Origin of the sequence: Peptococcus niger (assembly GCF_900101835.1) — a bacterium.
GTDB lineage: Bacteria > Bacillota > Peptococcia > Peptococcales > Peptococcaceae > Peptococcus > Peptococcus niger.
This window is the reverse complement of sequence record NZ_FNAF01000004.1, coordinates 82,077-106,720: the sequence shown is the minus strand read 5'-3', so window position 1 is coordinate 106,720 and position 24,644 is coordinate 82,077. Positions and strand designations below refer to the sequence as shown.

The 24,644-nt window shown below is 50.5% G+C and carries 22 protein-coding genes; 3 read left to right on the top strand and 19 right to left on the bottom strand.

From position 1 onward, the window contains the following. Window positions 1-44: 44 nt before the first annotated feature. The gene (locus tag BLQ16_RS04560) at window positions 45-551 is read right to left on the bottom strand and encodes an ECF transporter S component (protein WP_200781880.1); all 507 of its coding nucleotides are present in this window, start codon (window positions 549-551) and stop codon (window positions 45-47) included. Window positions 552-736: 185 nt separating this feature from the next. Between BLQ16_RS04560 and BLQ16_RS04555 the strand changes: the two genes are divergently transcribed. Next, on the top strand, window positions 737-2,113 hold the full coding sequence (locus tag BLQ16_RS04555; RefSeq protein ID WP_091791565.1) for an NCS2 family permease: 1,377 nt from the start codon (window positions 737-739) through the stop codon (window positions 2,111-2,113). A gap of 78 nt (window positions 2,114-2,191) precedes the next feature. Here BLQ16_RS04555 and BLQ16_RS04550 read toward each other — a convergent pair whose 3' ends face one another. The 3 genes from BLQ16_RS04550 to BLQ16_RS04540 all read right to left on the bottom strand — a co-directional run bounded on the left by BLQ16_RS04550 (window position 2,192) and on the right by BLQ16_RS04540 (window position 7,118). After that, window positions 2,192-3,520: an MATE family efflux transporter gene (locus BLQ16_RS04550; protein WP_479724469.1), complete on the bottom strand. Its 1,329-nt coding sequence runs from the start codon at window positions 3,518-3,520 to the stop codon at window positions 2,192-2,194. A gap of 138 nt (window positions 3,521-3,658) precedes the next feature. Further along, a complete protein-coding gene (locus tag BLQ16_RS04545) occupies window positions 3,659-5,380 on the bottom strand; it encodes an ABC transporter ATP-binding protein (protein WP_200781879.1) in 1,722 nt (573 codons plus the stop codon). After that, window positions 5,364-7,118 carry an ABC transporter ATP-binding protein gene (locus tag BLQ16_RS04540; protein ID WP_091791562.1) on the bottom strand — a complete coding sequence of 585 codons (1,755 nt, stop codon included), beginning with the start codon at window positions 7,116-7,118 and terminating at the stop codon, window positions 5,364-5,366. Before BLQ16_RS04540 ends, BLQ16_RS04545 begins: the two co-directional genes overlap by 17 nt. Before the next feature lie 198 nt (window positions 7,119-7,316). Here BLQ16_RS04540 and BLQ16_RS04535 point away from each other — a divergent pair, with 198 nt between their 5' ends. Then, window positions 7,317-8,267 (top strand): helix-turn-helix domain-containing protein, encoded by a 951-nt coding sequence (locus tag BLQ16_RS04535; protein ID WP_091791561.1) that lies wholly within the window; start codon window positions 7,317-7,319, stop codon window positions 8,265-8,267. A gap of 99 nt (window positions 8,268-8,366) precedes the next feature. Here BLQ16_RS04535 and BLQ16_RS04530 read toward each other — a convergent pair whose 3' ends face one another. Further along, entirely contained in the window at window positions 8,367-9,233 is an 867-nt protein-coding gene (locus tag BLQ16_RS04530; protein ID WP_091791560.1) for a DegV family protein, read from the bottom strand. Between the two features lie 28 nt (window positions 9,234-9,261). Next, window positions 9,262-9,888, bottom strand: a complete 627-nt coding sequence (locus BLQ16_RS04525) for a DUF1836 domain-containing protein (RefSeq protein ID WP_159427983.1) — start codon at window positions 9,886-9,888, stop codon at window positions 9,262-9,264. Between the two features lie 186 nt (window positions 9,889-10,074). On the opposite strand from BLQ16_RS04525, the gene BLQ16_RS04520 reads away from it, so the two are divergent. Then, window positions 10,075-11,307: an NAD(P)/FAD-dependent oxidoreductase gene (locus tag BLQ16_RS04520; protein WP_159427982.1), complete on the top strand. Its 1,233-nt coding sequence runs from the start codon at window positions 10,075-10,077 to the stop codon at window positions 11,305-11,307. A gap of 52 nt (window positions 11,308-11,359) precedes the next feature. Here the strand turns inward: BLQ16_RS04520 and BLQ16_RS04515 are convergent, their stop codons facing one another. The 13 genes from BLQ16_RS04515 to BLQ16_RS04455 form a co-directional block, all read right to left on the bottom strand. Continuing rightward, a complete protein-coding gene (locus BLQ16_RS04515; protein ID WP_159427981.1) occupies window positions 11,360-12,646 on the bottom strand; it encodes an amidohydrolase family protein in 1,287 nt (428 codons plus the stop codon). Beyond that, entirely contained in the window at window positions 12,639-13,574 is a 936-nt protein-coding gene (ftsY, locus tag BLQ16_RS04510; RefSeq protein ID WP_242868956.1) for a signal recognition particle-docking protein FtsY, read from the bottom strand. Before ftsY ends, BLQ16_RS04515 begins: the two co-directional genes overlap by 8 nt. Before the next feature lie 112 nt (window positions 13,575-13,686). Continuing rightward, window positions 13,687-17,235, bottom strand: coding sequence for a chromosome segregation protein SMC (gene smc / locus BLQ16_RS04505; protein WP_091791555.1), 3,549 nt, complete (start codon window positions 17,233-17,235; stop codon window positions 13,687-13,689). Between the two features lie 29 nt (window positions 17,236-17,264). Further along, a complete protein-coding gene (gene rnc, locus BLQ16_RS04500) occupies window positions 17,265-17,972 on the bottom strand; it encodes a ribonuclease III (protein ID WP_091791554.1) in 708 nt (235 codons plus the stop codon). 101 nt (window positions 17,973-18,073) lie between these two features. Then, window positions 18,074-18,883: a TraX family protein gene (locus BLQ16_RS04495; RefSeq protein WP_091791553.1), complete on the bottom strand. Its 810-nt coding sequence runs from the start codon at window positions 18,881-18,883 to the stop codon at window positions 18,074-18,076. Between the two features lie 63 nt (window positions 18,884-18,946). Then, window positions 18,947-19,555, bottom strand: coding sequence for a hypothetical protein (locus tag BLQ16_RS04490; protein ID WP_091791552.1), 609 nt, complete (start codon window positions 19,553-19,555; stop codon window positions 18,947-18,949). Between the two features lie 30 nt (window positions 19,556-19,585). Then, window positions 19,586-20,824: a DUF1700 domain-containing protein gene (locus tag BLQ16_RS04485; RefSeq protein ID WP_091791551.1), complete on the bottom strand. Its 1,239-nt coding sequence runs from the start codon at window positions 20,822-20,824 to the stop codon at window positions 19,586-19,588. Continuing rightward, window positions 20,790-21,140 carry a PadR family transcriptional regulator gene (locus BLQ16_RS04480; RefSeq protein ID WP_091791550.1) on the bottom strand — a complete coding sequence of 117 codons (351 nt, stop codon included), beginning with the start codon at window positions 21,138-21,140 and terminating at the stop codon, window positions 20,790-20,792. The genes BLQ16_RS04485 and BLQ16_RS04480 overlap by 35 nt, the downstream gene beginning before the upstream one ends. A 17-nt stretch (window positions 21,141-21,157) precedes the next feature. Then, complete coding sequence (locus tag BLQ16_RS04475; RefSeq protein ID WP_091791549.1) at window positions 21,158-21,616, bottom strand: hypothetical protein; 459 nt, start codon at window positions 21,614-21,616, stop codon at window positions 21,158-21,160. 128 nt (window positions 21,617-21,744) lie between these two features. Continuing rightward, window positions 21,745-22,068, bottom strand: coding sequence for a hypothetical protein (locus tag BLQ16_RS04470; protein ID WP_091791548.1), 324 nt, complete (start codon window positions 22,066-22,068; stop codon window positions 21,745-21,747). A 132-nt stretch (window positions 22,069-22,200) separates the two neighbouring features. Then, window positions 22,201-23,814, bottom strand: coding sequence for a CTP synthase (locus BLQ16_RS04465; protein WP_091791547.1), 1,614 nt, complete (start codon window positions 23,812-23,814; stop codon window positions 22,201-22,203). 168 nt (window positions 23,815-23,982) lie between these two features. Further along, on the bottom strand, window positions 23,983-24,210 hold the full coding sequence (gene secG / locus BLQ16_RS04460; protein WP_091791546.1) for a preprotein translocase subunit SecG: 228 nt from the start codon (window positions 24,208-24,210) through the stop codon (window positions 23,983-23,985). A 204-nt stretch (window positions 24,211-24,414) separates the two neighbouring features. After that, complete coding sequence (locus BLQ16_RS04455) at window positions 24,415-24,606, bottom strand: hypothetical protein (RefSeq protein WP_144019659.1); 192 nt, start codon at window positions 24,604-24,606, stop codon at window positions 24,415-24,417. Window positions 24,607-24,644: the final 38 nt, after the last annotated feature.

Sequence of the window (24,644 nt, the reverse complement as noted above, 5' to 3'; positions counted from 1 at the left end):
TCACAGTCAATTCAGCGACTGTGACGATTATTTTTATGCGTGATTTACTTACTCGGCAGGACATTCATGCTGCGCAGCCCTCTTTCCAAGGCCAGCGACAAGATGTAGGCCAAGGCCGCCCCGGCAGCCCCTTGACCAAGGTTGGCCAAGTAGGACAAGGCTGCTGGATACAGGCCCACCAAAATAATTTCAAAAATAAAATACCCTGTTGCCATGACCACGGCACCAACGGCTACGGCGATAATTCGCCCAGCGGTGGTTGGGATGCGCTCAAAAATAATCCCGCAGATAAACCCTTCCAATCCCTTGACCACCAGCGTTACAGGCGCGTACACATAGCCGGTCAAAAGGTCTGCCAAAAATGACCCCAGCCCACCGGCCAACAAACCGCCTGTTCGTCCCAGCGTTAATGCCGCGGCTAAAAGGACCGCATCGCCCAAGTTTAGGTAACCCTTTGTCAGTGGAAAGGGAATACGGACGACCAGCGTCCCAACACAGGTCAAGGCAATAAATAAGGCATATAAGCTTAATTTCTTCGTATCCAGTTTCATTATAAGTCCTCCTTTGTGGTTGGCGATAGTTTAGCACACCTTTGATGCGCACCGACAGGACCAATTGGTCCTTTTTTTTACCATCCAATTTACCGTCACTTTACCTACATCAGCCATGGACAAAATCGTCGCCGTGTGATACCCTTTTCGGGTAACCTTTTGGAATTATTGACAAGGAGGGACTTATGTCATCTCAAGAAAAACCGGCATCACCTTTGGTTCGGCTGTTTCCGCTGCTGGGGCATAAAAATATTCCCTGGCGCCGTGAAATACTCGCCGGCCTGACCACCTTTTTGACCATGAGCTACATTATTGCCGTTAACCCGCAAATTTTAGGGGAAACGGGCATGGATGCAGGCGCCTTGGTCACCGCTACCTGCCTGGCAGCCGCCATCGGGTGTTTTCTCATGGGCTTTATTGCAGACCTGCCCTTTGCCCTTGCCAGCGGTATGGGGTTGAACGCATTCTTTGCCTACAGCGTTGTCATCAAGCAAAATATCCCTTGGGAAATAGCCTTAACCGCTGTCTTCATTGAAGGTATTATTTTTATTTTCCTAACCCTCTTTAAGGTACGGGAGGCAGTTGTCAATTCAATCCCGCAAAATATGAAGCTGGCGGTTACCGGCGGTATTGGATTGTTCATTGCCATGATTGGCTTCAGTTCCAGCGGATTGATCGTCCCCAACGAGGCCACCATGGTATCCATGGGCGCCTTCCATATACCAACCATCATCACCTGCCTGGGCGTCTTTTTAATCGCCGTCCTGGACAAACTGAACATTCGCGGTTCTATTCTCATCGGCATCGCCATGTGCTCGATCATCGCCTGGATTTATGCCCTATCCAATCCACAGGCAGCTGCTGACCTGGGCATCTACTTACCCAACGGCGTTTTAAAATTTGAATCCATTTCTCCGATTGCCGGCAAAATTGCCTGGGAACACTTACTGGATTTGGAAACATTTAAAACCCTGTTCATCATTATCGTAACCTTCCTGTTTGTTGACTTTTTCGATACCGTGGGCACCCTAGTCGGGGTCAGCACCAAAGCCGGCATGCTCGATGAACAAGGTCGCGTCCCTCGCGTCGGCCGCGCCCTCATGAGCGATGCTCTGGCCACCACCGCCGGCGCCGCCTTAGGTGTCTCCACCGTCACCACCTTTGTCGAAAGCTCCACCGGCGTCTTGGCCGGCGGCCGCACCGGCATTACCGCCATCACCACCGGCTGCCTCTTCTTAGCCGCCATGTTCTTTTCACCAATCTTTATCGCCATACCGGCCTGTGCAACAGCCCCGGCCCTTATCTACGTCGGCTACCTCATGCTCACTTCTGTCAAAGGCATCGACCTCTTCAACATCACAGAAGGCATGCCCGCCTTTATCACCATCGCCGCCATGCCGCTTACCTATTCCATCGGCGACGGCCTGACCTTAGGCGTTCTGAGCTATGTTTTCATCAACTTAATCTACAACATCTTTGCCGGCAAAGACAAACGCGAACCGGTCAGCTGGGTCATGATCATCCTGGCCGCCCTCTTCGTATTAAAATTCATCCTTATGTAAGTACAAAACATAAGACAAAAAAATCCGTCTGCCCTTCACAAAAACCTGTGAGGGACAGACGGATTTTTTCTATGCATTTTATATTCTGCCCATATGATTCAACTCGTTACGCATAGCCATCAAAGCATAGCAAATAACGATAAAATCAACCAAGGGTTCTGTAAACCAAACCGCAGAAATACCGAAGCACATCGGTAGAACAATCATAGCCGGCACAAAAATAATCAATTGTCTCAGCATAACAATCTGCCCGGCTTTTTTCGCGTTGCCGATGGATTGGAAAAAAGTAATAACCATCACCATCACACCGTAAAGAATGAAGATCGAATAAAACATTCTAAAGGACCAAATGCCATCTGCAATAATGGCCGGCGCTACACCAAATAGGCCCAATATTTCCCCAGACCATACCAGGGCCGGCAACCAGAATATTCCAGCCAAGATTAAACCACCAATGCAGAAAACCTTCATGCTCTCGCGCACGCGTTTATATTCACCGGCACCAAAATTAGTACCAACCACCGGCTGCAAGCCTTGGCTCATCCCCCACAGGGGAATAAAAGAAAAAGCGTATACCCTTAGGGAGGCCGCCATTAAAATACCATTGGCTTCACCACCGTATTGAAAGGCCATTTTATATAGCAATGTTTGCTGGATCATAAATAAAATTTGCATCATCATGGCGGATGCCCCTACAGCAAACATTGCTTTTTTAATTTGCGCATCTGATTGAATGCGCCGAATTTTAACAACTTTACTTTTTCTAGTGAAGTAACGCAAGGTCACCAGGGCTTGAATAAATTGAGCGATAATCGTGGCTAAGGCCGCCCCTTCTATAGCATAGGGTCCCATCGCAATCATAAAAATGGGATCTAATATAATATTCAGCAAAGCCCCCAGCCCCATGATAAGCATGGCTTTTTTCATAAGCCCTTCGCCACGCATCACCATATTGGCCGACTGGGTAAAGTTAACAAAAAGCGACCCCAAGAACAAAATACGCAAATATCGTATGCCAAGGGTTTTTATCTCACCACCGGCACCAACTAAGGTCAAAAAATGCGGTGCCAAAAGAATGCCGCCAATGGTAATGATAGCTGAAAAAATGATAACCCAAAAAATTAAGTTACCCATGATCTTATCTACAGTCTTTGTATCACCTTTACCGATGGCTCGAGATAAAACAGAGGCTGAGCCGATACCGATAAGGGTTGCCACACCATTATTGACAAAGGTCAACGGCAGCGCAATACCGCAGGCAGCCATAGCCGCCTGTCCTATAATTTTACCTGCGAAAATACCATCCATTAACGGATACAGCCCGATGACCATCATCCCAATGACGGCCGGCACTGACAATTGCACTAAGAGGGCCAACGGCGTTTTTGTCAACAGTTGTTCTTTCATTGTTTGCCCCATCCCCAAACCATTCCTTTCTTACTGAAGATATCTTTCCATATCAATGATATAATCCGCTGTTTTATTTAAGAAGGCGGTATCATGGGAACTAATTTGCTCCCTGAATCTTATTGTCCTTATTCCCTCCTAATAAACAAAGGCTTCTGCCAATTTATTTTTTTCCAGCAGATTCCGGTAAGTCGGAGACTGGTCGGCCAGTTCGGCATGGCTGCCGACAGCTTCCACACGCCCTGCATCCAGCACGACAATTTTATTGACATTTTCAATGGATTTCATCCGATGAGAAATAATGATCACCGTTTTATTTTGGATCAAGTGGTTCAGGCTTTCCTGAATTGCTTTTTCATTGGTGACATCAAGGCTGGCGGCAATTTCGTCCAAAATAAGAATGGGTGCATTTTTTAATATTGCCCGGGCGATGGACAAGCGCTGTCGCTCACCACCGGAAAGCTCGGCACCGTTTTCACCAATTAGGGTATCAAAGCCCTCCGGCATCCGGTTGATAAACTCCAGACAGTGGGCTGCTTCAGCAGCCTGGCGTACTTCTTCATCTGTGGCATCTTTTCGGCCAATGCGGATATTTTCCATAACGCTGGTGTTAAAAAGGGTCACATCCTGAAAAACGATGGAAATATGGGAAAAAAGCGTTGAGGCGGCAATCTGCTTAATGTCTTGGCCACCTATGGTAATCCGACCACCGTCATAATCGTAAAGGCGGGAAATTAACCGTAAAATACTCGTCTTACCACAACCGCTGGCACCAACCAAAGCCGTTACCTCGCCTTGCCGCGCCGTAAAACCGACCCCGCGTACCACCGGTGTATCTGCATCATAGGCAAAGGTGACGTCTTGCAATTCTATGTCAAAATGCGAGAGGGCCACTTCCGCCCCCTCTTGCACCGGCGTGTTGCGGATTTCTTTAATCCGTGCCACCCGAGGCCCGATGTAAAGAATTTCCAGGTACCCTTCTTTAGAGGCATCCAGGGCTTCTTTCACTTTAATGGCCGCCAGCAGATACCCTAAAAGGTAGAGCAGGCTGATCTCACCTGCCATTAGTAAATGAGCCCCCACGATAATAACCACCGCCAAGCTGACATATGAAAAAAGATTGGATAAGCCCATTGCAAGCAAGCTGCCGAATTCAGTTTTAATATGAATCTTTTCACTTTCTTCCATCTTTTTGAAGAGGTCTGCCTTGGTTTGACCCACCAGGTTAAAGCTTTTAATTTCCTGCTGCAGTTCAATGGTCTCCTGAAAGGCCTCTGAATTGCGCCGTAAAATATCGTAATACCGCTTGTTCCCGGCGCTGACCACCTTACGTGAAATCGGCAGCAAGGCAAAGCTGAAGACAAGCGGCAGAATAACCGCCAAGCCCAACTTCCAGTTGCCAATGAGCATCATCAAAGAAATAAGCGGAAAGAAAATCGCCATGCCCATGGCCTTCGGTACCGAATGGCTCAAACTGTGTTCAATGGCGGCCACATCTTCCATAATGCTCTGGGATAAGTCGGAAAGATCGTGCTTGGAAAAATAAGAAAGCGGCAAGTCTGCCAATTTTTCTGCCAGCTCAATGCGCAAATGGGCACTCTCGCGATAGGTCGTGTTGTACATGCGGTCGTATTCCACCCGCATCAAAAGGAACATCGCAAGTAAGGTTGCTGCAGACAGGCCAACGTATAGGTATGGATTTCTCACGTGACCTAAAAGCAAGCCATCCATAAAGAGTAAAAGTAAGAATGCCGGCAGCATATTGATGCAATAGACCCAAAAACAGGACCACATGGCTTGGACGACTTCAGCTGCCCCTGTATCTGTTAAAGCAAATTGTTTTTTAAAGAACGCTTTCACAACCAACCCTCCATTCATTGGCACTTTGATACAAGCTCATCAAGCCTTTGTAGCGCGTATCTTGTCCCATCAATTCAGCATCCGATCCTCGTTCCACAATTTCACCATGGTCTAGGACCAAAATCTCATCCACCGCCCGTATGCTGGATAAACGGTGAGCAATCATGATAACCGTTTTATCCTGCATCAGATTTTTAAACGCTTTCTGTAATTCATGCTCATTATCCGGGTCAATGGCGGCGCTTGCCTCATCCATAATGATAATCTGTGCATCTTTCAAAATGGCTCGGGCAATGGCAATGCGTTGCTTTTCGCCACCTGAAAGATAGACCCCGGCGCTACCGATGAGCGTCTCTTCCCGGCCGGGAAATTTGTCCAATATGACATCACAACCGGCCAGGTGCAAGGCGGTCATGACCGCTTCACGTGAAGCGCCCGGACGTGCCAAGGCCACGTTATCGTAAATGCTCTGCTTAAACAGCTTGGCATTTTGAAACACAAAGGCGATATTTTGAATCAAGGCCTCCTGGCGATAAGCGTCTAAAGGTTTGCCACCAATTTTAATTGTCCCGGCATCCACTGCGTAAAAGCCGGATATCAACTTGGCAATGGTTGATTTACCGCTCCCTGAGCTGCCCACCAAGGCATAAGAACGACCTTCCTGAAGGGTAAAGCTTAAATCGCTCAGCACCTGCTTATCCTTATAAGCAAAGTCCACATGTGAGAACTCAATATTATAATTGTCAAAAGTTCTCTCATCGCCAAAGGCCAACTGGTCCTCCTGCATGTCCTGGTAGAGGTTTTCCAAGGCATCCACTGCATAATTGGCTTGAAAATCATACATAGACACCCACATAATCTTCATAAATGATACAAATAGGATGCCGCTAAAGAAGAGAATGAGCAAGAGTTCCACAGCCAAGACCCTTGGATCGCCAAATGCTACTGACGAAAAAGCCAAGGGAATGATCAAAAGTGCCATCAATCCAAAAAACAACCACTGGTATAAAACATAGGGCCGCTTACAGCTTTGACTGTAGTCATAAGCATATTTGGAATAATCGGTAATGGCCTTATAGAGCGCCTTGAAAGAAGCAACCCTGGCGCCAAAAATTTTTACCACCGGCATGCCACGCACATACTCCACAGATTCAGCACTCAGAGTGGCCAGCGCTTCTTGATAAATTTTCATAAATTCTTTTTCGCCCATCATCCCTTTAAGCAAAAGCCCTGCCAAAAGGATGAGAATCAAGAGCACCAAGCCAACCCGCCAGCTGATATAAAAGCTTAAAGCCAAGACCAATATAGGCGATAAAAAGGCCTGCGTATGATCCGGAATCAAATGCGCCACCACCTGATGGGTTTGCGCTGCATTGTCATCAATCGTTTTGCGCGTAACTCCGCTGGGATGCAAATCAAAAAAACGGAAGCTGGCATTGGCCAAGCCCTCAATGCCACGCTTGCGCAAGTTCGTTTCCAGCCGGAAGGCCAAGACATGGGAACAGGCCCCCGATATGATATAAAAAATTGCCCCCAGCGTTAAAAAAAGTGCCGTTTGCAGGGCATAGGAACTTGCCAGCGACAGATCCTCCGCCACCAACACCCCATCTAAGAAACGATAAATCAAATAATAACCGTAAACCGTTGCCAAAACCGACAGGGCAGAGCAAAGTATCGCTAAAATTCCCCACCCCTTTCGCTCTGGAACATAGCTGAATAATTTTTTGTACGTTTTCATCTTATCCTCCTTAACTGTCCGTTTAGACGGCATTCTTCAGCAATTTGCTATAATCTTTTTAACACACGACCACAAAAAGCCAATTGCTACCATCTTTTATAGTGCTTATTGTATACGGCTAATTATTTTGTTACAATAGGATTAGCCAAATCAAGTCCAATCGTAATATCGTCTAATCGTGGCAGTTAGGAGGGACAGATGCACTCTTTTCAAAAAATCATTGACCATTACGTTGATGAAACGGCCCAGCTTTGCACGGATTTTTGCCCTGCCGGTCAAGCATTTACAGGGGAGCGGGAATACTATCGGGGAAAATATTGGTATTACGAAACCCCGGATTTTATCGTAGATATCCACGATATGCTGATTAAAAAAGATTATGTTGAAGCCATGAATGAAGATTTAAGTCAATATATCCTATTGAGTTCATCTTACATTATCACGGGCAGCGGTGAATGGCTCTCCCCCTATCAAGCTCTTGAGCCCGATTCCCTCTTCATCTTTGATGCCGCCCTGCCTACGGACCGCTGTCTGATGCACGGCAACTCTGTCTACAAAGCAGTGGGGATCCGTTTTAAAGAAAGCTTTATCGCAAATGCCGGTCTGTCAGAGCGTTTCGCCAGCAAAGACAAGCTAATGCGCATGTTTTATGAAACGCGCACAGAGATTATCCGACCGATTCGAAAATTGGCTATGGATATCTTAAATTGCAAAATGGAGGGTACCTCAGCAGCCCTATTTTTTAACGCCAAAGCCCACGAATGGCTGGCCATTACCCTGGATGCTTATGAACAGCAAAAAACCAAGCGTCCTCTGGTTGCCAGCGATCAAGCCGCTATTGATACTGTTGCCCGTTACATCCAAGACCATTACGCCTTCCATATTTCTCAAACCTTTCTAGAAAAGCTGGCCGCTATGAGTGGTACCAAGTTAAAAGAATGCTTTAAACAGCACTACAATATGAGCATCACTGAATTTACCCAGCGCAAGCGCATGAACATTGCTGAAAACTTGCTCCTCACCACAGATATGGAAATTCGCGATATTGCCAAAGCCGTCGGCTACAGCTCGCCCAGCCGATTCAGCACCTTATACAAACGTTATAAAAATATGCGCCCCGGCGATGTTAAAGCCTTAGCCGGTAAGTAAGGCAAAAAAATAAGGCCCTGCACCAGTAATGAAAAATTCATTCTGGTGCAGGGCCTTGCCTTATGAACTTCGTTTACAGGAAGAGCGGCATACGCTCGCCTAAATGGTGCCGATATGGTAAACACCGGCACCGATCAGCCCAGGTCCGGTATGAACGGCAAGGGCGGGATCAAGAATGGCCTTAAAAATAGGTTTTTCCGGGTGAAGGATATTTGCCAAATCATTCTTAAGATTTTCTTCCTCAACAGGTTCTTTGCTACTACAAACAGCAACCATATAATGATCACTCTCTTGCGCAAAAGTAGATACTTGCTCAATGATTTGCGCCAAGGATTGACGACGACCGCGGGTCTTTTTAACGGTGTAATAAATGCCTTCATCATTACAAGAGATGACCGGTTTAATCCGCAAAGCAGTACCAAGTAAAGAAGCCACAAAACCGATACGGCCTCCTTTTTGCAGGTACTCCAGCGTAGCAAGTGCAAAAAAAACTTTTGATTTTTTTATCTGCTTATCCAGATACGGACAAATTTGTTCAAAGCTGGCCCCTTCATCAATTTTATGGATCACATCCAAGGCAAAAAAGCCGGCGCCAATACCGATGTTTTTGGTATTAAAAGTAAAAATCTCCAAATCCGGAATATCTTTCATCATTAAATTAATCATATTATGGGTGCCGGACAGGTGGGCGGAAATATTGATGACAATGACTTGGCTAAAACCGCCGTCACGAACAGCGTTAAAGACATTGGTAATATCATCCCCATTGGGCAGAGAGGTGGTCGGAATGGCTTCCGGCAACCGTTCAATCAATTCATCCGTACTGATGTCCACACCGGCCACCAAATCCTGATCACCATAAATAACATGAAAGGGTAATTCAAAAACATCCGCCCGGTCCTTGTAGGCTTGCGGAAGGTCACAGCCGGCATCTACGATTACGGCGATTTTTTTGTTAGCAGTCATACTATACCCACTTTCTCTTCTATCATCTCTATTGCTTATCCGGCCCTGGTGTCCCCTCGGCCCTGGCACTCGGTTTATTGTTCAAGCCAGCAGACCGACGCAAGGGCTGCCCCATATCGCGCAGAATGCTCAAAACCTCTTTGGCAAAAATATGGCTGGCAACGGACAAGGTGGCCATGTGCATGCCCAACATACTGGGCGGTAATTTATCAATCATATGCGCGCTGTCGAGATCGCCTCTGGCAACGCGACCGATGTGGTGCAGGCTGCGCTCATACTGTTTGCAAAAAAGATTATAGGCCGCTCGGTAATCCCCGCGAAAGGCCACCACTTGCAGCTGCAGTCCATCGGCAATATCTTGAATGGACAGCACCGGCTTGAGCGATACCAAAACCATCAGGTAGGCCAAATGCACCCGGCTATAGCGTTTTTTAACCGGCTTTGGCATAATCCGCTGTTTGACGTAATTGTTGATCATGGCCGGGGTCAATAACTTATCATCATCTGTAATTTGTAAAAAAGCACAATGGTCATTCACAAAAGGGACCAATTGATCCATGTACAAATGAAAATCCGGCAGTTCATCCCACCGTGGCAAATGAATGGCTTCAATCTCCTGCCCCCAGGCACTTAACCTTTCTTCAAAATGAGACATACGCACCTCCATTTCAAAACCATTACCAGTATATCACGTTCATCATATTAGTCAACATGGTTTTCAAAACTAGATTCTCTTTTGTTGTCACAATAATGTTTTTATTTTATCAAATAATGGTATGAAGATAGCGGTTGATATTTTCACCGATTTGTAACATAAATTTAAATGAGAGAAGGCTATCGAATGACAACTCGTCCTCATATCGTTATTTTAGGCGCCGGCTACGGTGGACTATGCGCCGCCTATCGTTTACAAAAAAAATTACAGCCCGGCCAAGCGATGATCACCTTGGTGGACCGCAACGGCTACCACGTTAATAAAATTTCCTTGCATGAAGTGGCTTTAGGTAATGCGCTCAGTCAGGACATCTCTTATGACCTGGTGCCTGTGGTGCGCCAGCCCCATGCCCGCGTTTTAAAAGCGGAAGTCCTGTCCATTGACCGAAAAAACCAGCTGGTCCACACTTCTGAAGAAGACTTAGCTTATGATTATCTGGTGATTGCCTTGGGATTTGTACCGGAAACCTTTGGTATTCAGGGCATGGCGGAAAACGCCTTTCAAATTGAAAACCTGGCGCAGAGTGAGGCCATTGCCCGACATATTGAGGATTGTTTCCGGCGCTATGCCTTTGCCGATGCAGCGGACCGCGACCCCTTGGACTTGGCCATTTTAGTCGGCGGTTCCGGATTTACGGGGACCGAATTGCTGGGTGAAATCGGCGATCGGGTGCCACTCTTGTGCAAGAAATACGGCATAGATCAATCCCTGGTTTCCATTCGCTGCGTCAGTGCCGACCATCAATTTTTGCCGATGTTTTCGCCGAAAGAGGCTCAAGAGGTCATGGACTACCTGGTATCCTGCGGCATTTCCTTTTACATGGATGCCATGATTCATGAGGCAACGCCCAAGAGCTTCCGCTTTAAGGACGAAAATGGCGACCATGAATTCAAGGCCAATACCCTGATTTGGACCGGCGGCGTCAGCGGCAGTCCGCTTATGAAGGAGACCTTCGGTGATGCGGTGAAACGTGGCCGGTTGATCGTTAATTCAGACTTGACCGCCCCGGGCTATGACAACATCTACGTACTCGGCGATTGTGCCGCCTTTATCAGCAAGGGCAAAGACCGCCCCGAACCAACTACCGCACAAATTGCTACCCAGATGGGCTACCACGCTGCCGATAACATTGTCCGTACCATTTTACGTCGACCACGCCACGCCTTTGTCTACCACTACCGCGGAACGGTCTGTTCCTTAGGCGCCCGACACGGGTTGGCAGACTTAAAAGGCCGTACCGTCAAAGGCTTTTTGGCCATGCGGCTCAAGCTCTTTATTGAATCCGTAACCGATTACAAGGTCTCCGGCCTGTATAATGCCATTAAGCATACCCGTCTCTTCAAGCTCTTCAATTTCTAATCCCTATAACGAAAAAGCGCTGTTGTCCTCATGATGGGACAACAGCGCTTCTTTATTTGAGAATTTTTTCAGCTCGCCGGCGCACTTCCTGCAAAATATGTTCTGTATCCAACTGAGGCCAGGTCCGATTGGCGTAAATCAACTTCCCGCTCGCATAAACGCGCCGCACATCATCGGAATGGGCCGCGTATATGAGGGTAGCGGCAGGATCGTGATTGGGCACCCACCAGGGGGCGGTGGCATCAAAGCAGACCAGGTCTGCCGCCTTACCAACGGCAATGCTCCCGATGTCATCGGCCCAGTGCAGGGCGCGGGCTCCCTCAATGGTCGCCATTTTCAAAGCGTCCTGGGCAGAAACGAGGGTCGGGTCAAGCCGGGTCACTTTTTGCAGCAGGGCCGCCAGTTGGGCATCCCGCAAGACAGATTGGCGATTGTTTGACGAGGCGCCATCGGTGCCCAGGCCGACAGGGATACCCCGGCGGCGTAAGTCCGCCACCGGACAGACACCGCTGGCCAGTTTCATATTGCTGGCCGGGTTGTGGGCCACCCCCACGTGGTGGTCTGCCAAAATATCCATGTCGGCTTCGGTCAACCAGACGCCGTGGGCAATCAGACAAGGCCGGTCAAAGAGGCCACAAGATTCAGCCAGGGCGACCGGGGTCATCTGGTAGGCTTCCTGCAAGCTGTCAAACTCTTCCTCTGTTTCACTGACGTGAATGTGAATTCCCGTTTGCCGTTCTCGGGCATGGTCGGCAACCTCCCGCAAATAATCAGGCGAGCAGGTATTGGTGGCATGCGGTCCGTACCACACTTTAATGCGGCCCTTATCGTAATCATGCCACCGGTCAAAAAGGTCGTCATTTTCTTTCAAGGAATGGCGGTCATCATCTGTAAAACCAATCATCCCCCGTGACAGGTTGGCCCGCAGACCGCTTTCCGCAACGGCTTGGGCAACGGCATCCATGTGGTCATACATATCCGCAAGGGTGGTGACACCGGCGGCCATCATTTCCATAAGGCTTAGGAGGGTCCCCCAGTAGACATCTTCATCGGTCAGTCGTGCTTCCACCGGCCAAATATAATCATTCAACCAGGTTTTTAAATTCTGGTCGCCGCCGTAACCGCGCAATAGGCTCATGGCCGCATGGCTGTGGGTGTTGACAAAGCCCGGCGTTATCAAATAATCCTCAGCATTGACCACTTCCGCTCCGGCAGGCGGCGCAAGCTGGGCGCCAAGAGCGGAAATTTTTCCATCTTCAACAAGGATACTGCCCCCTTCAAGGGTCAGATTGTCTCCGGCCAGGTAAGTGGCATCTTTAAAAAAGAGCGGTTTAGTCATCCGTTGCCGCCTCCTGGTCTGGTGTCTCCTCTTCGGATTGACCATCGTCGGAGCCAGCTTCATCAGCCTGGATACCGGCAAATAAGGCACTGGCAAAGTCACTGGCGTTAAAAGGAAGCAGCTGGTCCATCTGTTCCCCTACGCCGACAAATTTCACCGGCAGATCATATTCCGAATTGATGCCGATGACCACACCACCCTTAGCCGTCCCGTCCAACTTGGTTAGAATGACCCCGGTCAAACCGGTGGCTTCACTGAAGGCCTTAGCCTGAGACAGGGCGTTTTGTCCGGTGGTGGCGTCCAATACCAAGAGCACTTCACGTAGGGCATCGGGCGCCTCCCGATCGATGATCCGACGGATCTTGTTCAGCTCGTTCATCAGGTTTACCTTATTGTGCAACCGGCCTGCGGTGTCGATGATGAGCCAGTCAACCGACCGGCTTTTGGCGGCGGCAATGGCATCAAAGACCACCGCCGCCGGATCTGCCCCTTCCTGGTGGGCAATGACACCACAACCAACCCGGTCTCCCCAAATTTTCAGCTGCTCAGATGCGGCAGCCCGGAAAGTATCTGCCGCTGCCAGGAGCACCCGCTTGCCTTCCCCTTGCAGCAGATAGGCCAATTTACCAATGGAGGTGGTCTTGCCAACCCCGTTGACCCCCACCACCAAGATAATGTTCAAGGCCCCCGGCACTTCCGCCAACACAGCGTCGGGTACAGCCAGCCGTGCCTGTAATTCTTCAGCCAGGGCCTTTTGTAAATCTTCTGCTGTTTTCAGCTTGTCCTTCCGCTCCCGTTCCCGCAGGTTTTCCACCAATTCAAGCGCCGTATTGACGCCAACATCACCGGAAATCAAGGCTTCTTCCAGGTCTTCGTATAAATCGTCATCGATTTCCTTGCCGGAAATCATGCCGAACAATTTATCCATAAATCCGTGCCGGGTTTTTTCCAGCCCCTGATTCAGTTCACGGTTCAAGGTTTCCACATCAGTCGGCTCGGCCTTTTCTGCCGATTTGAAAAAACGATCAAATAAGCCCATATTAGTCCTCCTCTTCCAAATAATCTTCAAGCCGTACGGATACCAACCGGCTGACCCCATCCTTGTCCATGGTGACGCCGTATAAACGGTCAGCCGCATCCATGGTCCCTTGGCGATGGCTGATCACGACAAATTGGGTTCCGTCGGCATAGCTTTCAATAAAACGGGCAAACCGCTCCACATTAGCGGCATCAAGGGCCGCTTCAATTTCATCCAAGATGACAAAGGGACTGGGGCGCACTTCCAGCAGGGCAAAAAGCAAGGCAATGGCGGTCATGGCCCGTTCACCCCCGGATAAGAGGGTCAGGGTCCGTTCCCGTTTGCCGGGCGGCTGCGCCATAATGTCCACCCCTGTTTCCAAGATATTCTCAGGCATGGACAAGGCCAAGTGGGCTTGGCCACCACGAAAAATTTGCTGAAAAATACGGTTAAAGCGGTCATTCAATTCATGAAAGGTTTCCGCAAACCGTGTTGCCATAACCGTTTCCATCTCAGCGATGACTTTTTCCAGACGTTTTTTAGCCCCCTCCAAGTCGTCCAGCTGGGCCCGTAAAAAGCTGCTGCGCTCTGACAGGGCGGCGTATTCTTCCGGCGCATTAAAATTCAGGGGTCCCATGGCGGCTTTCTCCCGCCGCCAGCGCGCCAAGTCTTTCGCCCCATAGGCTTCCAGCAAGCTTTTATCCGCCCGGTCCGCCGCTTCGGCCATGGTCAACTCAAAACCTTCTGTCACCGTTTGCACGGCCTGGTCGCTTTTATCCCGAATGCGAATGACCTGGGCCAAGAGCTTATCGTAGCCATCCTTGGCCCGATCTCGTTCCCCCGTTAATTCCCTTAAGCGGAGGCTCAGGTCACTTTCCCGCCTTTGCCAATGTTGTAGGTCTTCCCGCAGGGTCAGCAGCTCTTTCTGGGCAGTCGCCAAGTCTGCTTCAGCGGAAGTGGCATCGGTATTGTTGTCGGCAAGGGTCTGGCGCAAGGACGCCACTTCCCTTTGGCGGCTGGTCTGCAAGGCGGACAGGCTTTCCAATTCCTTGTCTAAGGCCAGCTGCCGGTCCTGGGCTTCACGAACGGATTCGGCCTGGTGGCGCAGGCTTTCCTGGGCCTGGGCCAGAGCCACTTGACAGTTTTGCCGTTTTTCGACCAAGCTGTCGTCTTCACCGCCGCTTTCAGCCAGGCGCTCCTTGAGCCGCTTCTCTTCCGCTTCATTGGCAGCAAATTGCGCCAGGGCCGCAGATAAGTCTGCCTGGGCAGCGGTAACGGCGGCTTCGCGTTCCTTTTGGTCTGCTGTCATCCGGTCGGCTTCCAAGTCAAGGGCCCTTGTTTCGCGCTCAACTGCAGCCAGGTCTTTTTCTACCGCTTCCTGCTCCTGTAGGGCCAGGGCATGCCGCTGGCGCGCCTCGGAAAGATGGTCCCGGCAGCTGCTGAGGCGGTCATTGGCTTGGGCCAACAGGGCACGCCAATCGGTCACAGCCGTCTCCGCATCGGTTTCCGCCTGGGCAAGGGTGGTCAACCGCTCTTTTAAGGTCAAGCGTTCAGCTGTTCGGCTGAGCACAGACTGCCCCTTACCGCGACCACCGGACAAGCTCCCACCGGGGCTTACCAGTTCCCCTTCCAGGGTCACTAGGCGCTGGCGAAAGCCACCCAGTTTGGCCAAGCGCACCGCATCCGGCAAGGTTTTCACAATGGCAATCCGCCCCAAAAGCTGGCGCATGATGCCTTCATCTTCCGCTGCAAAACGCACCAGGTCCACCGCATAGCCGATAAAGGCCGGGTCCTCAAGGGCCTTCCCGGGCGCTCCTCCGCGAACGGTATTCCGGGGCAAGAAAGTGGCGCGGCCGCTTTTGCTTTGCTTCAACCAGTTGATAGCACGCTGGGCCGCCGCATCATTCTCGGCAATAATGTGCTGAGCTGCACCGCCCAAGGCGCTTTCCAGGGCAGGTCCATACTGCGGATCAAAGCTGATGCGCTGGGCCACCGTTCCAACCAAGCCAGTCAATTCTTTCCGATGCTTTAACACGGCTTGGACACCGCCGTAATAACCGGCACCAGCTGCCTCTAAGTCGCCCAGAGCTTTTAATCGACTCTCCGTCTGAATCCGCTCTTTATTTAAGGTCGCCAGTTTTTCAGCTGTTTTATCCGCTTGACTGCGGTTCACATCAATCTCTTTTTGCACCGCGACCAGCGCGGTTTCCGCAGCCTGCACTTGCTCGGCACTGTCCGTAACCGCCTGCCGGGCGGCGTCTGAACGTGCCTGAACCTCCGCCTCTTTTTCCGCCAATTGAGCAGCTGCCTGCTGGTGTCGGGCTGAGCGTTGGTCATCCCCCTTGGCCTGTTCTTCCAAGCGGGCCAAGCGGTTGCGGGCATCGGATTGCTCGCGCAAAACAGCAAACTGAGCCTGTGCCAAGGCCTCTAAAGCCTGGCTGTCCCGGTCGCGCAACCGACGGTGACCGGATAGGGCATCATCCAACTGGGCCAATTCCGCCTTGAGGGCATCGCGGGCTTCACTTAAGCCCCTTTCTTTTTCCGCCAATTGGCGCAAGTGGTCTTCTCCCTGGCCCCATTTGGCCTTTTCTTGCGCCAAGCGTTGGCCGTCCTCTGTCAAGAGGCCTTCCAACTGCCGCAACCGTTCCGAGGCTACAGCCGCTTCCCGGGCAGCCTCATCATGACGCTGCACCAGCTCAAGATGGCGTTCATTTAAGGCCTGCAAGGCATCTGCCGTCTGCATCCGCAAATGACGCGCTTCTGTATCCTCGACGGTCACCTCCTGGACAGCCTTGACGGTGGCAACATAAGCCTCTTCCGCCTCTGCCAATTGATTGCCGACCCGCTCATGCTGCGCTTGCGCTTCATCGTAAGCCGACACCAGTTGAGCCAAATGCACAGCCTTTTCTTGCTGATCCAAGGCCTGATAGCGTTCAACCGCTTCGGCCTGTTCCGCCAGGGCCGGCAGGCGGCTGTCCAATTCATAAAAAATATCCTCTAAGCGGTCAATATCGCCCTCAGTGCTGGCTAAACGCCGCTCCGCCTCACGTTTCCGGTACTTGTATTTGCTGATACCGGCGGCTTCTTCAATTAAGCCGCGGCGCTCATCCGCTTGCAGGGACAAAATATCATCGATCTTGCCCTGACCGATCACAGAAAAGCCGTCCTTGCCCAAACCGGTGTCCATGAACAATTCCTGAACATCACGTAAACGGACGCCCTGCCGGTTGATTTCATACCGGCTTTCACCAGACCGATACAGGGTCCGCGCCACGGCCACCTCTGCATAATCCAGGGGCAGGCCGCCGTCGCTGTTGTCTAAAATCAGGGTCACTTTTGCCATGCCAACCGGTTTGCGGCCGTGACTGCCGGAAAAAATCACGTCTTCCATTTTACCGCCGCGCAAGGTTTTAGCGCTTTGCTCACCTAAAACCCAGCGGACCGCATCCACAACATTGGACTTGCCACTTCCGTTCGGTCCGACAATAGCAGACACCCCGGGTGAAAACTCAAATATCGTGCGATCGGCAAAAGATTTAAATCCCTGTAATTCTAATCGTTTTAGGTACAAGCTGCCTCCTTAATAGATGCCCCTAGGGGTTAGTGCTTCTTTTCCAAGCCGAAGTGCACCAAGGCTTCAAAAGCCGCCGCACGCTCGGCATTTTTTTTGGAACGACCTTTCCCTACACCGAGGCGTTCCCCATTCACCCAGACTTCTGTCGTGAAATATTTGGCGTGGTCTGGCCCGCGGCTGTCCTGCAACCGGTAAACCACTTGTCCATGGTCACAGGCTTGTACGTATTCTTGCAAGCGCGTCTTATAGTCTCCGTAATAACCGTCAGCGACCATTTGCAATTCAGGTCCCAAAAGCCGGTCTAAAATGCCTTCCAAGGGCGCCAGCCCCATGGACAGGTAGACTGCCGCACAAACCGCTTCCATGGCATCAGCTAGATTAGACGCGCGCTTTGCACCACCGTGAGCGCTTTCCCCTTTACCGAAAAGCATCAAGTCCCCGATGCCGAGCCGTTCCGCCGCATGGGCTAAGGCCTCCTCACAGACCACCGTGGCCCGCCGCTGGGTCAACTTGCCTTCATCATCTTCCGGATACTGACAGAAAAAATAATTTGCGATCACCAGCCCGACCACTGCATCGCCTAAAAATTCCAGCCGTTGGTTGGTCATCCCGCCATGCTCTTGCACATAAGACGGGTGGATCAAGGCGGTGTGCAGCAGGTCCAGAGCGATATCCCCGTCTGGCACGAGTTTTTGCGCGAGTTCCTGTAATACAACCCGGCGTTCTTCCGTCATCTTTGCGCCTCCTTTGTCATTCTTTATCGTCTCATTTTACCGTAAACTGCCGATAAGATAAAGCAAAAGAGGCAGGTCTGCAGACCTGCCTCTTTGATCTTTTAATACAGCCACACCCGGACCCCGTACAAGAGGGCCAAATGCACCGGGTAGAAAAAATAGAAAATCCATTTAATATTCAACCCACGCCGGCCGTTGTAAAAGTACGTCAGCACAAATGCCAAGGGCGCGGTAAATTCAAAGGCACAGGCCAGGCCGCCAACCCCGCTCTGCACCAGCCGCGGATTTTTCACCTTAGCGAAAAGGGCTACGTATAAAAGGCCAATGAGCGCCACACCGAAAAAGCTGTAATCGGTATGACAAAAGGCCGCCAGCCCCATAAAGGGCAGGATACCGACCAAGGCCAAGCCTTGGGGGCAGGAGCCAAACCGCTTTCTTACAGCGGTGCACAGGCTTTCACCGGCCCACAGCCCCAAGAGGCCAAAGAGGAGGGTCCACAGCACATTCTGCGCAGCCCATAAGTCCTCACCGCCGTAAATGGCGTAATCAAAGGGCGCTTCCGAAAGCACCGCCACCGCCGCCAAGCGAGCGGCGTAGTGGCCCTTAGACCGGGTGTGTAAAAAGCCTTCTACCAAGAGAAAGCAAAATATTGGAAAGGCCAGGCGGCCAATCAGGCGCAGCACCGCATCCATCATCAGATACTGCTGAAGTTGGGCCGACATGGTTGGAAATTGGCTTTTAATCACAGCAAAATTCAGCGCCACCCCTTCCGCCTGGAGCTGGGGGTATAAAAAGCCGCGCTCCACCACAGCCGCCCCGATGTGGTCGATAAACATGGTGACCATGGCGATGATTTTTAAGGTGGACCCACTCAAACCGCGCGCCCGGCCTATAGAAACTGCTTCTGGCATCCATTCACCTCTGACTTCACATTACTCCATTATGAGCCGTCCCTTTCAAGAGAATCGACCCCTTCATACCCCAGGCACGAGGCCAGGCATGCAAGCGTTCATATAGTAGCTGTCTTCTTCAAAATCCCCGTCATCTTCATCATGTTCATAAGTCCCCTGGGCCTCGTCCGTCTCTTTCATAAGGCGGTCGTAATTTTTTTGGTTGACCATAACGTGAACACCGGCCTGTAAGCTGCCGATCATCCGCTTTTCTTTATAGAGCTGTGCCGCTTTGGTCAAGATTTTTTTCACCATCTGGGGCGACTCCATACCGATGCCGGTTGCATAAACGTCATCGCTAACGTTCAGCCGGTAGCCATCATCCAAGCGAAAGGCGTTCTTAAGCTGCTCGGTGGAGTCATAGGTCCCCCAGACTTTGACCTCATCATCGGCCAGTTTATTGTCGACGGTTAAATAGAAGCCGGACATATCCCAGAGCCGCTGGTCCATGGTCAAGGGGCCTTTATCTGCCGCTACGTGCAGCGTCTGCTTCACGGTCGAAAAGCCCATTTCTTTGGCATAAACGTCTTCAGAAACATAATTGGTCTCTGCCAATTGTACCATAGTGAGAACAAGGCCGACAACACATAAGACGAGCCCCGCCACCGTCATCACAATGAGTGATTTCTTCATAGTCTTTCCTCCTTCAGCCGGTGCACCCGATTACTGCGCACCGCCATCTTCCTTGTCCGGTCCGTCCGCAAGGCCTTTGCCTGAACGCTTCTGCGGTTTTTTCGCGTGGATGACCATCCAAATCAGCCCGATTAAGGCCAGCAAGAGCAAGCCGAGGCCAAAGACCAGGACCGTCGGGATGACAGTCGGAATACCAAAGATGAATCCGGCAGGGCCTGCCAAGACGAGGCAGATAATGCTCAGCATGGTGATAGCCGCCGGCAATAAAACCTTGTCCGATCCTTCCGCAGGGCGTTTGCGCGGACGCTTCTGCGGTTTTTCCGCGTAGATGACCATCCAAATCAGCCCAATCAAAGCCAGCGAGAGCAGGCCGAGGCCAAAGACCAGGACCGTCGGGCCGACAATCGGAATACCGACCATGAGCCCGGCCAGACCTGCCAGGGCGAGGCCGAAAATGCTCAGCATGGTGATAACCGCCGGCAATAAAATAAAGACCAGCACCACCGCTTTAACGACAAAATAAAGGGCTTTCATGAGGGCCTCATCGTTGCCGACCCTGTCCTCAGAACGCCGACGGTGACGCCGGTGCGGCACTGCCCCGGCGCTTGGACCGGTCCCTGCCGCCCTAGCGTCCTGGGGTGCATAAATTTCCGGTTCCACCGGCGATTGACCCGATTGGTCTGCCGGCGCTGCCATTGGAGCAGCTGGTCTGGGTCCATCGTCATAACGGGCTTGCGCCAGCACGTAGCGGCTGGCTAAGAAATACAGGGCATACACCCAAACCGCCACTTTAGCCAGGCCCACCACCAGCGATAAAATCAGCCCAAATACCATGGCCACCGCATTGATGTGAATGTCATCCACAAAATATTCCATCGGGGAAATCAACATATCAATACCGCCACAAATAATCAGGACAAAAATGAGTAAAATGACCCCTTTAACGATCAATTGCCCGGCTTCTTTCCGGTTTAAGTTCAACAGGGCGTCCAGGGTATCGTCAACAAAATAGCCGAAGCGTTTCACAAAAGATAGCACCGTATCCGACTCTTCCGCCGCAAAGGCCGGATCAACATGATAAGCCTGCAGAAGGTCTTCCACTAGTTCATCAAAGTCCCCAAAGCCGGCGATGGCGGCTTCTTCACTGACCCCTTCCTGGACCTTCATATTAATGTGGGCCGCATATTCATCAATAATATCCTGCCGCTCATTTTTATTCAGCACCTGTAAGCGGTCATTGAGCGCTGTTAGAAATGCTTGTTTTGTCATCTGCTTCAACCTCCTGTAAAAAATCTTTAATGCGCGCCGAAAAATCCAGCCACTCTTTTTTCAAGCCCGTCAAATGGAGCGCTCCGGTCGCCGTCAAATGATAATACTTGCGCGGTGGTCCTTCTGTGGACTCTTTTAAGTATGTTTCAAAATAATGCTCATTGGTCAATCGTTTGAGCAGCGGGTAAATCGTGCCTTCGTTGACATCAATGACATCTTCCACCAAATTGATGATCTCATAGCCGTAGCGATCCTGCTCTGCAATCACCGCCAGCACCACCAGTTCTAAGACGCCTTTTTTAAATTGTGCATTCACCGCATATCACCTCATTCCTACCCCTTTTCTATTGCCAGCTTATGGTGCGGATTGGCCAGAAACTTATAGGTTTTGTCATCCACCGTCCAGGTTAAATGAGATACCAAAGGGATACCGGATACCGTCATCAACGGGTAGTTGGCATACACCTTCAGCTCAATCGTTTCCAAACCTAAAATTCGACCCCGGTGTTGAATGCGATACCGGTACAAAAGTTTTGCATCGGATGGCAACCGTTTAAAAAAGCCGTCATCTGTATTTTGGGCCATTTCTTCCATATCGCTCATAAAATTCCGGGCCTCATTATTGTCAAGCTTGGCAACGGTCTGCGCTTCCGCATCCAGCACCTGTACACAATCCTTGGCTTGGGCCGGCGCATTGGCAGTTACCAGCAACCAGCCGCCAATAACTGCCAGCAGGCAAAGCAAAGCCAGTGGAACCACCAGGTAGCAAATTTTTCCATTAAATCGTTTCATACCGCACCTCCTTCACCGTTTACCTGATATGTTTTTATTTACAGTACTATATTAATCTATGTACCTAGTATTGTCAAGTACTATTTTAAAAAAATAGCGCTGCCCGAAAGAGCAGCAGCTGAAAGGCCTTAATCAACCAAAGCCGTCTTTTTTAGGGCCTTGGTAAATTCTTTTTTCTTAATCTCATGCGAGGCAAAAATAATGCGCAATTGCCGATCTTGGCGAACAAAGGCCACCCTGAAGCTACGATAGGCCTCAAAAGGAAGCTTAAATTCAAAAATCATAGCCCCCTTATGCTTGGCACCGGGCACGGTTTTTATTTTCTCCGGGTGGAGACGCACCACATCCCGATAGCGCACCAAGGCGCGCTGCAAAAACACTTCCTGGCTTACCCGCTGTTGTTTTAAAAATTGGGCCAGTTGACGGTTATCATCTAAAAGAACGGTCTCCATAAGTCCCTCCTTCACCAGTCATTACCCTAATTATACCCGGTCGCCTTAACCGATGGCAACGCAACAAGGCTTCTATAAAGAGATGCAATAGAAAAAAGCGCCACCTGACGGTGACGCTGTAGACTGGTCTTTTTAGCTGCGCTTGTCTTTTTGTTGCTTTGCCGCTGCCACAAACCCACGGAAAATGGGGTGGGCGTGGGTCGGTCGACTGAGAAATTCCGGATGGAACTGGCTGGCCACAAAAAACGGATGGTCCGGCAATTCAACCACTTCCACCAAGCGTCCATCCGGAGAGGTCCCGGAGAACCGCATGCCGGCTTCCTGAAGCCGCTCTTTGAAATCGTTATTGAATTCATAGCGATGGCGGTGACGTTCCTGAATTTCTTCTTCACCGTAAAGGGCCCGCGCAAGGCTGCCTTCCTGCAACCGGCAGGGATAGAGCCCCAAGCGCTGCGTTCCGCCCATATCTTCAACCCGCGTTTGATCTTCCATTAAGTCAATGATATTGTGCGGGGTATTTTTATCAAATTCGGCGCTTTGCGCATCCGTCCAGCCCAAAACATTTCTGGCAAATTCCACGCAGGCCAACTGCATGCCCAGGCAAATCCCCATAAAGGGCAAGCGGCTTTCACGTGCCAAACGAATGGCGTCAATCTTCCCTTCAATCCCCCGGTCACCGAAACCGCCCGGAACAAGAATACCATCCATTTCCTTTAATTCCGCCAAAAGGGCCGGGTCTGTTTCCAGCATTTCAGAATTAACCCATTTTACATGTACTTCAACATTATTTTCATACCCGGCATGGGTCAGGGCTTCGACCACAGACAGGTAGGCGTCCGGCAATTCCACATATTTACCCACTAAGGCAATGTTCACCTGTTGTTGAATCGCCTTGATCCGGTTCAAGAGCGCCTTCCAATCGCCCATATCCGCTTCCGGTGCTGTGGTGTTCAACTTTTTGAGGACGATGTCATCCATATGCTGGGCCTGCAAACGCAGGGGCATTTCATAGAGCGTTTCCACGTCCCGGTTTTCAATGACCGCTTCTTCATCGACATCACAGAAAAGAGACAGCTTCGCCCGCATACTGGCCGGCATCGGCTTTTCTGTGCGCACCACCAAAATGTCCGGTTGAATGCCCATTCCACGTAATTCTTTCACGCTGTGCTGGGTGGGCTTGGTTTTCATTTCACTGGCCGCCCGCAAATAAGGAATGAGGGTTGTATGCACATAGCAGACATTTTCCGCACCCACGTCTTTTTTCATCTGACGCAAGGCTTCAATAAAGGGCGTGGATTCAATATCCCCAACCGTTCCGCCAACTTCAGTAATTACAATATCTGCACCTGTGGTTTCACCGGCACGGATGATTTTTTCTTTCAGCATATCGGTAATATGGGGAATGACCTGTACCGTCGCGCCCAGGTAATCGCCGCGGCGTTCTTTTTTGAGGACTTCCGAATATATTTTGCCGGTGGTCACATTGGAATACTTGTTTAAGCGCACATCAATAAACCGCTCATAATGGCCCAAGTCCAGGTCCGTTTCAGACCCGTCATCGGTAACGTAAACTTCTCCGTGCTGATAAGGGCTCATCGTGCCCGGATCAACGTTAATATAGGGGTCAAACTTTTGAATGGTAATTTTAAATCCCCGTTGCTTTAACAGTCGCCCGAGAGAAGCCGCCACAATCCCTTTACCGATGGACGATACCACGCCCCCGGTGACAAAAATATATTTTGCCATAATGTCCTCCTTTATCGTTCACGTTTAACACCGCAACAATGCCTGAAATCAATATAAAAAACCGCCCCATTCCTCTGAACGGGGCGGTATGCCGTGCCCTTTAAAATAATACCTAAACCGACCAGCCGGGTCAAGCCTTGCCGTCGGTAAAAATGCTGATTTCTTGACTTAGTGTTGTATAAACATCGTCATGCAGAAGGTCAGCACCATGAAGACCAGCGAAAAAACAGCCGATGCCTTGGCCAGTTGGTCATCCAGGCCACGTTTGCCCAAGAATGTTTCTGCACCGCCGGAAATAGAACCGGACAGGCCTGCACTGCGACCGGACTGCAAGAGAACCGTCGCAATGACCCCCAAGGCGCAAATCAACTGCACCACTTGTAATGCCATGTACATATACGATAAGCCTCCTCACGCTTAATATCAAATTCATAAAATACCACGCATAATTATAGCACATTAAAGGCCGGCCTACAAGCCTGAGATGCGACGCTCGACCAACCTGCCATTAACCCGCCGGAGACACCAGCGGCCTGGGCCAAGCAAAACCCTTTCTTAATCCCTGCCACTGCCGACGATGCATTACCGGTAACTGCCTTGTTAATAATTTTTGCTGTCTATTTTGGTTCTTGGTTTTTCCATGGCACCGTACAGGTCTTGTGGTTGCCCGGACCGGTCATATAAGGATGACCAGGGGTTATTTTTGATTAAGTCGCTCTCAGAACGTTTTTGATAGTTGGCATTTTGCGTAAACATCATCCGCAGCTTTTTAATAAAGCTAATGAGCCTCATGACCAACACACCCTTCTTTGTCTTTATGACAATCCGTA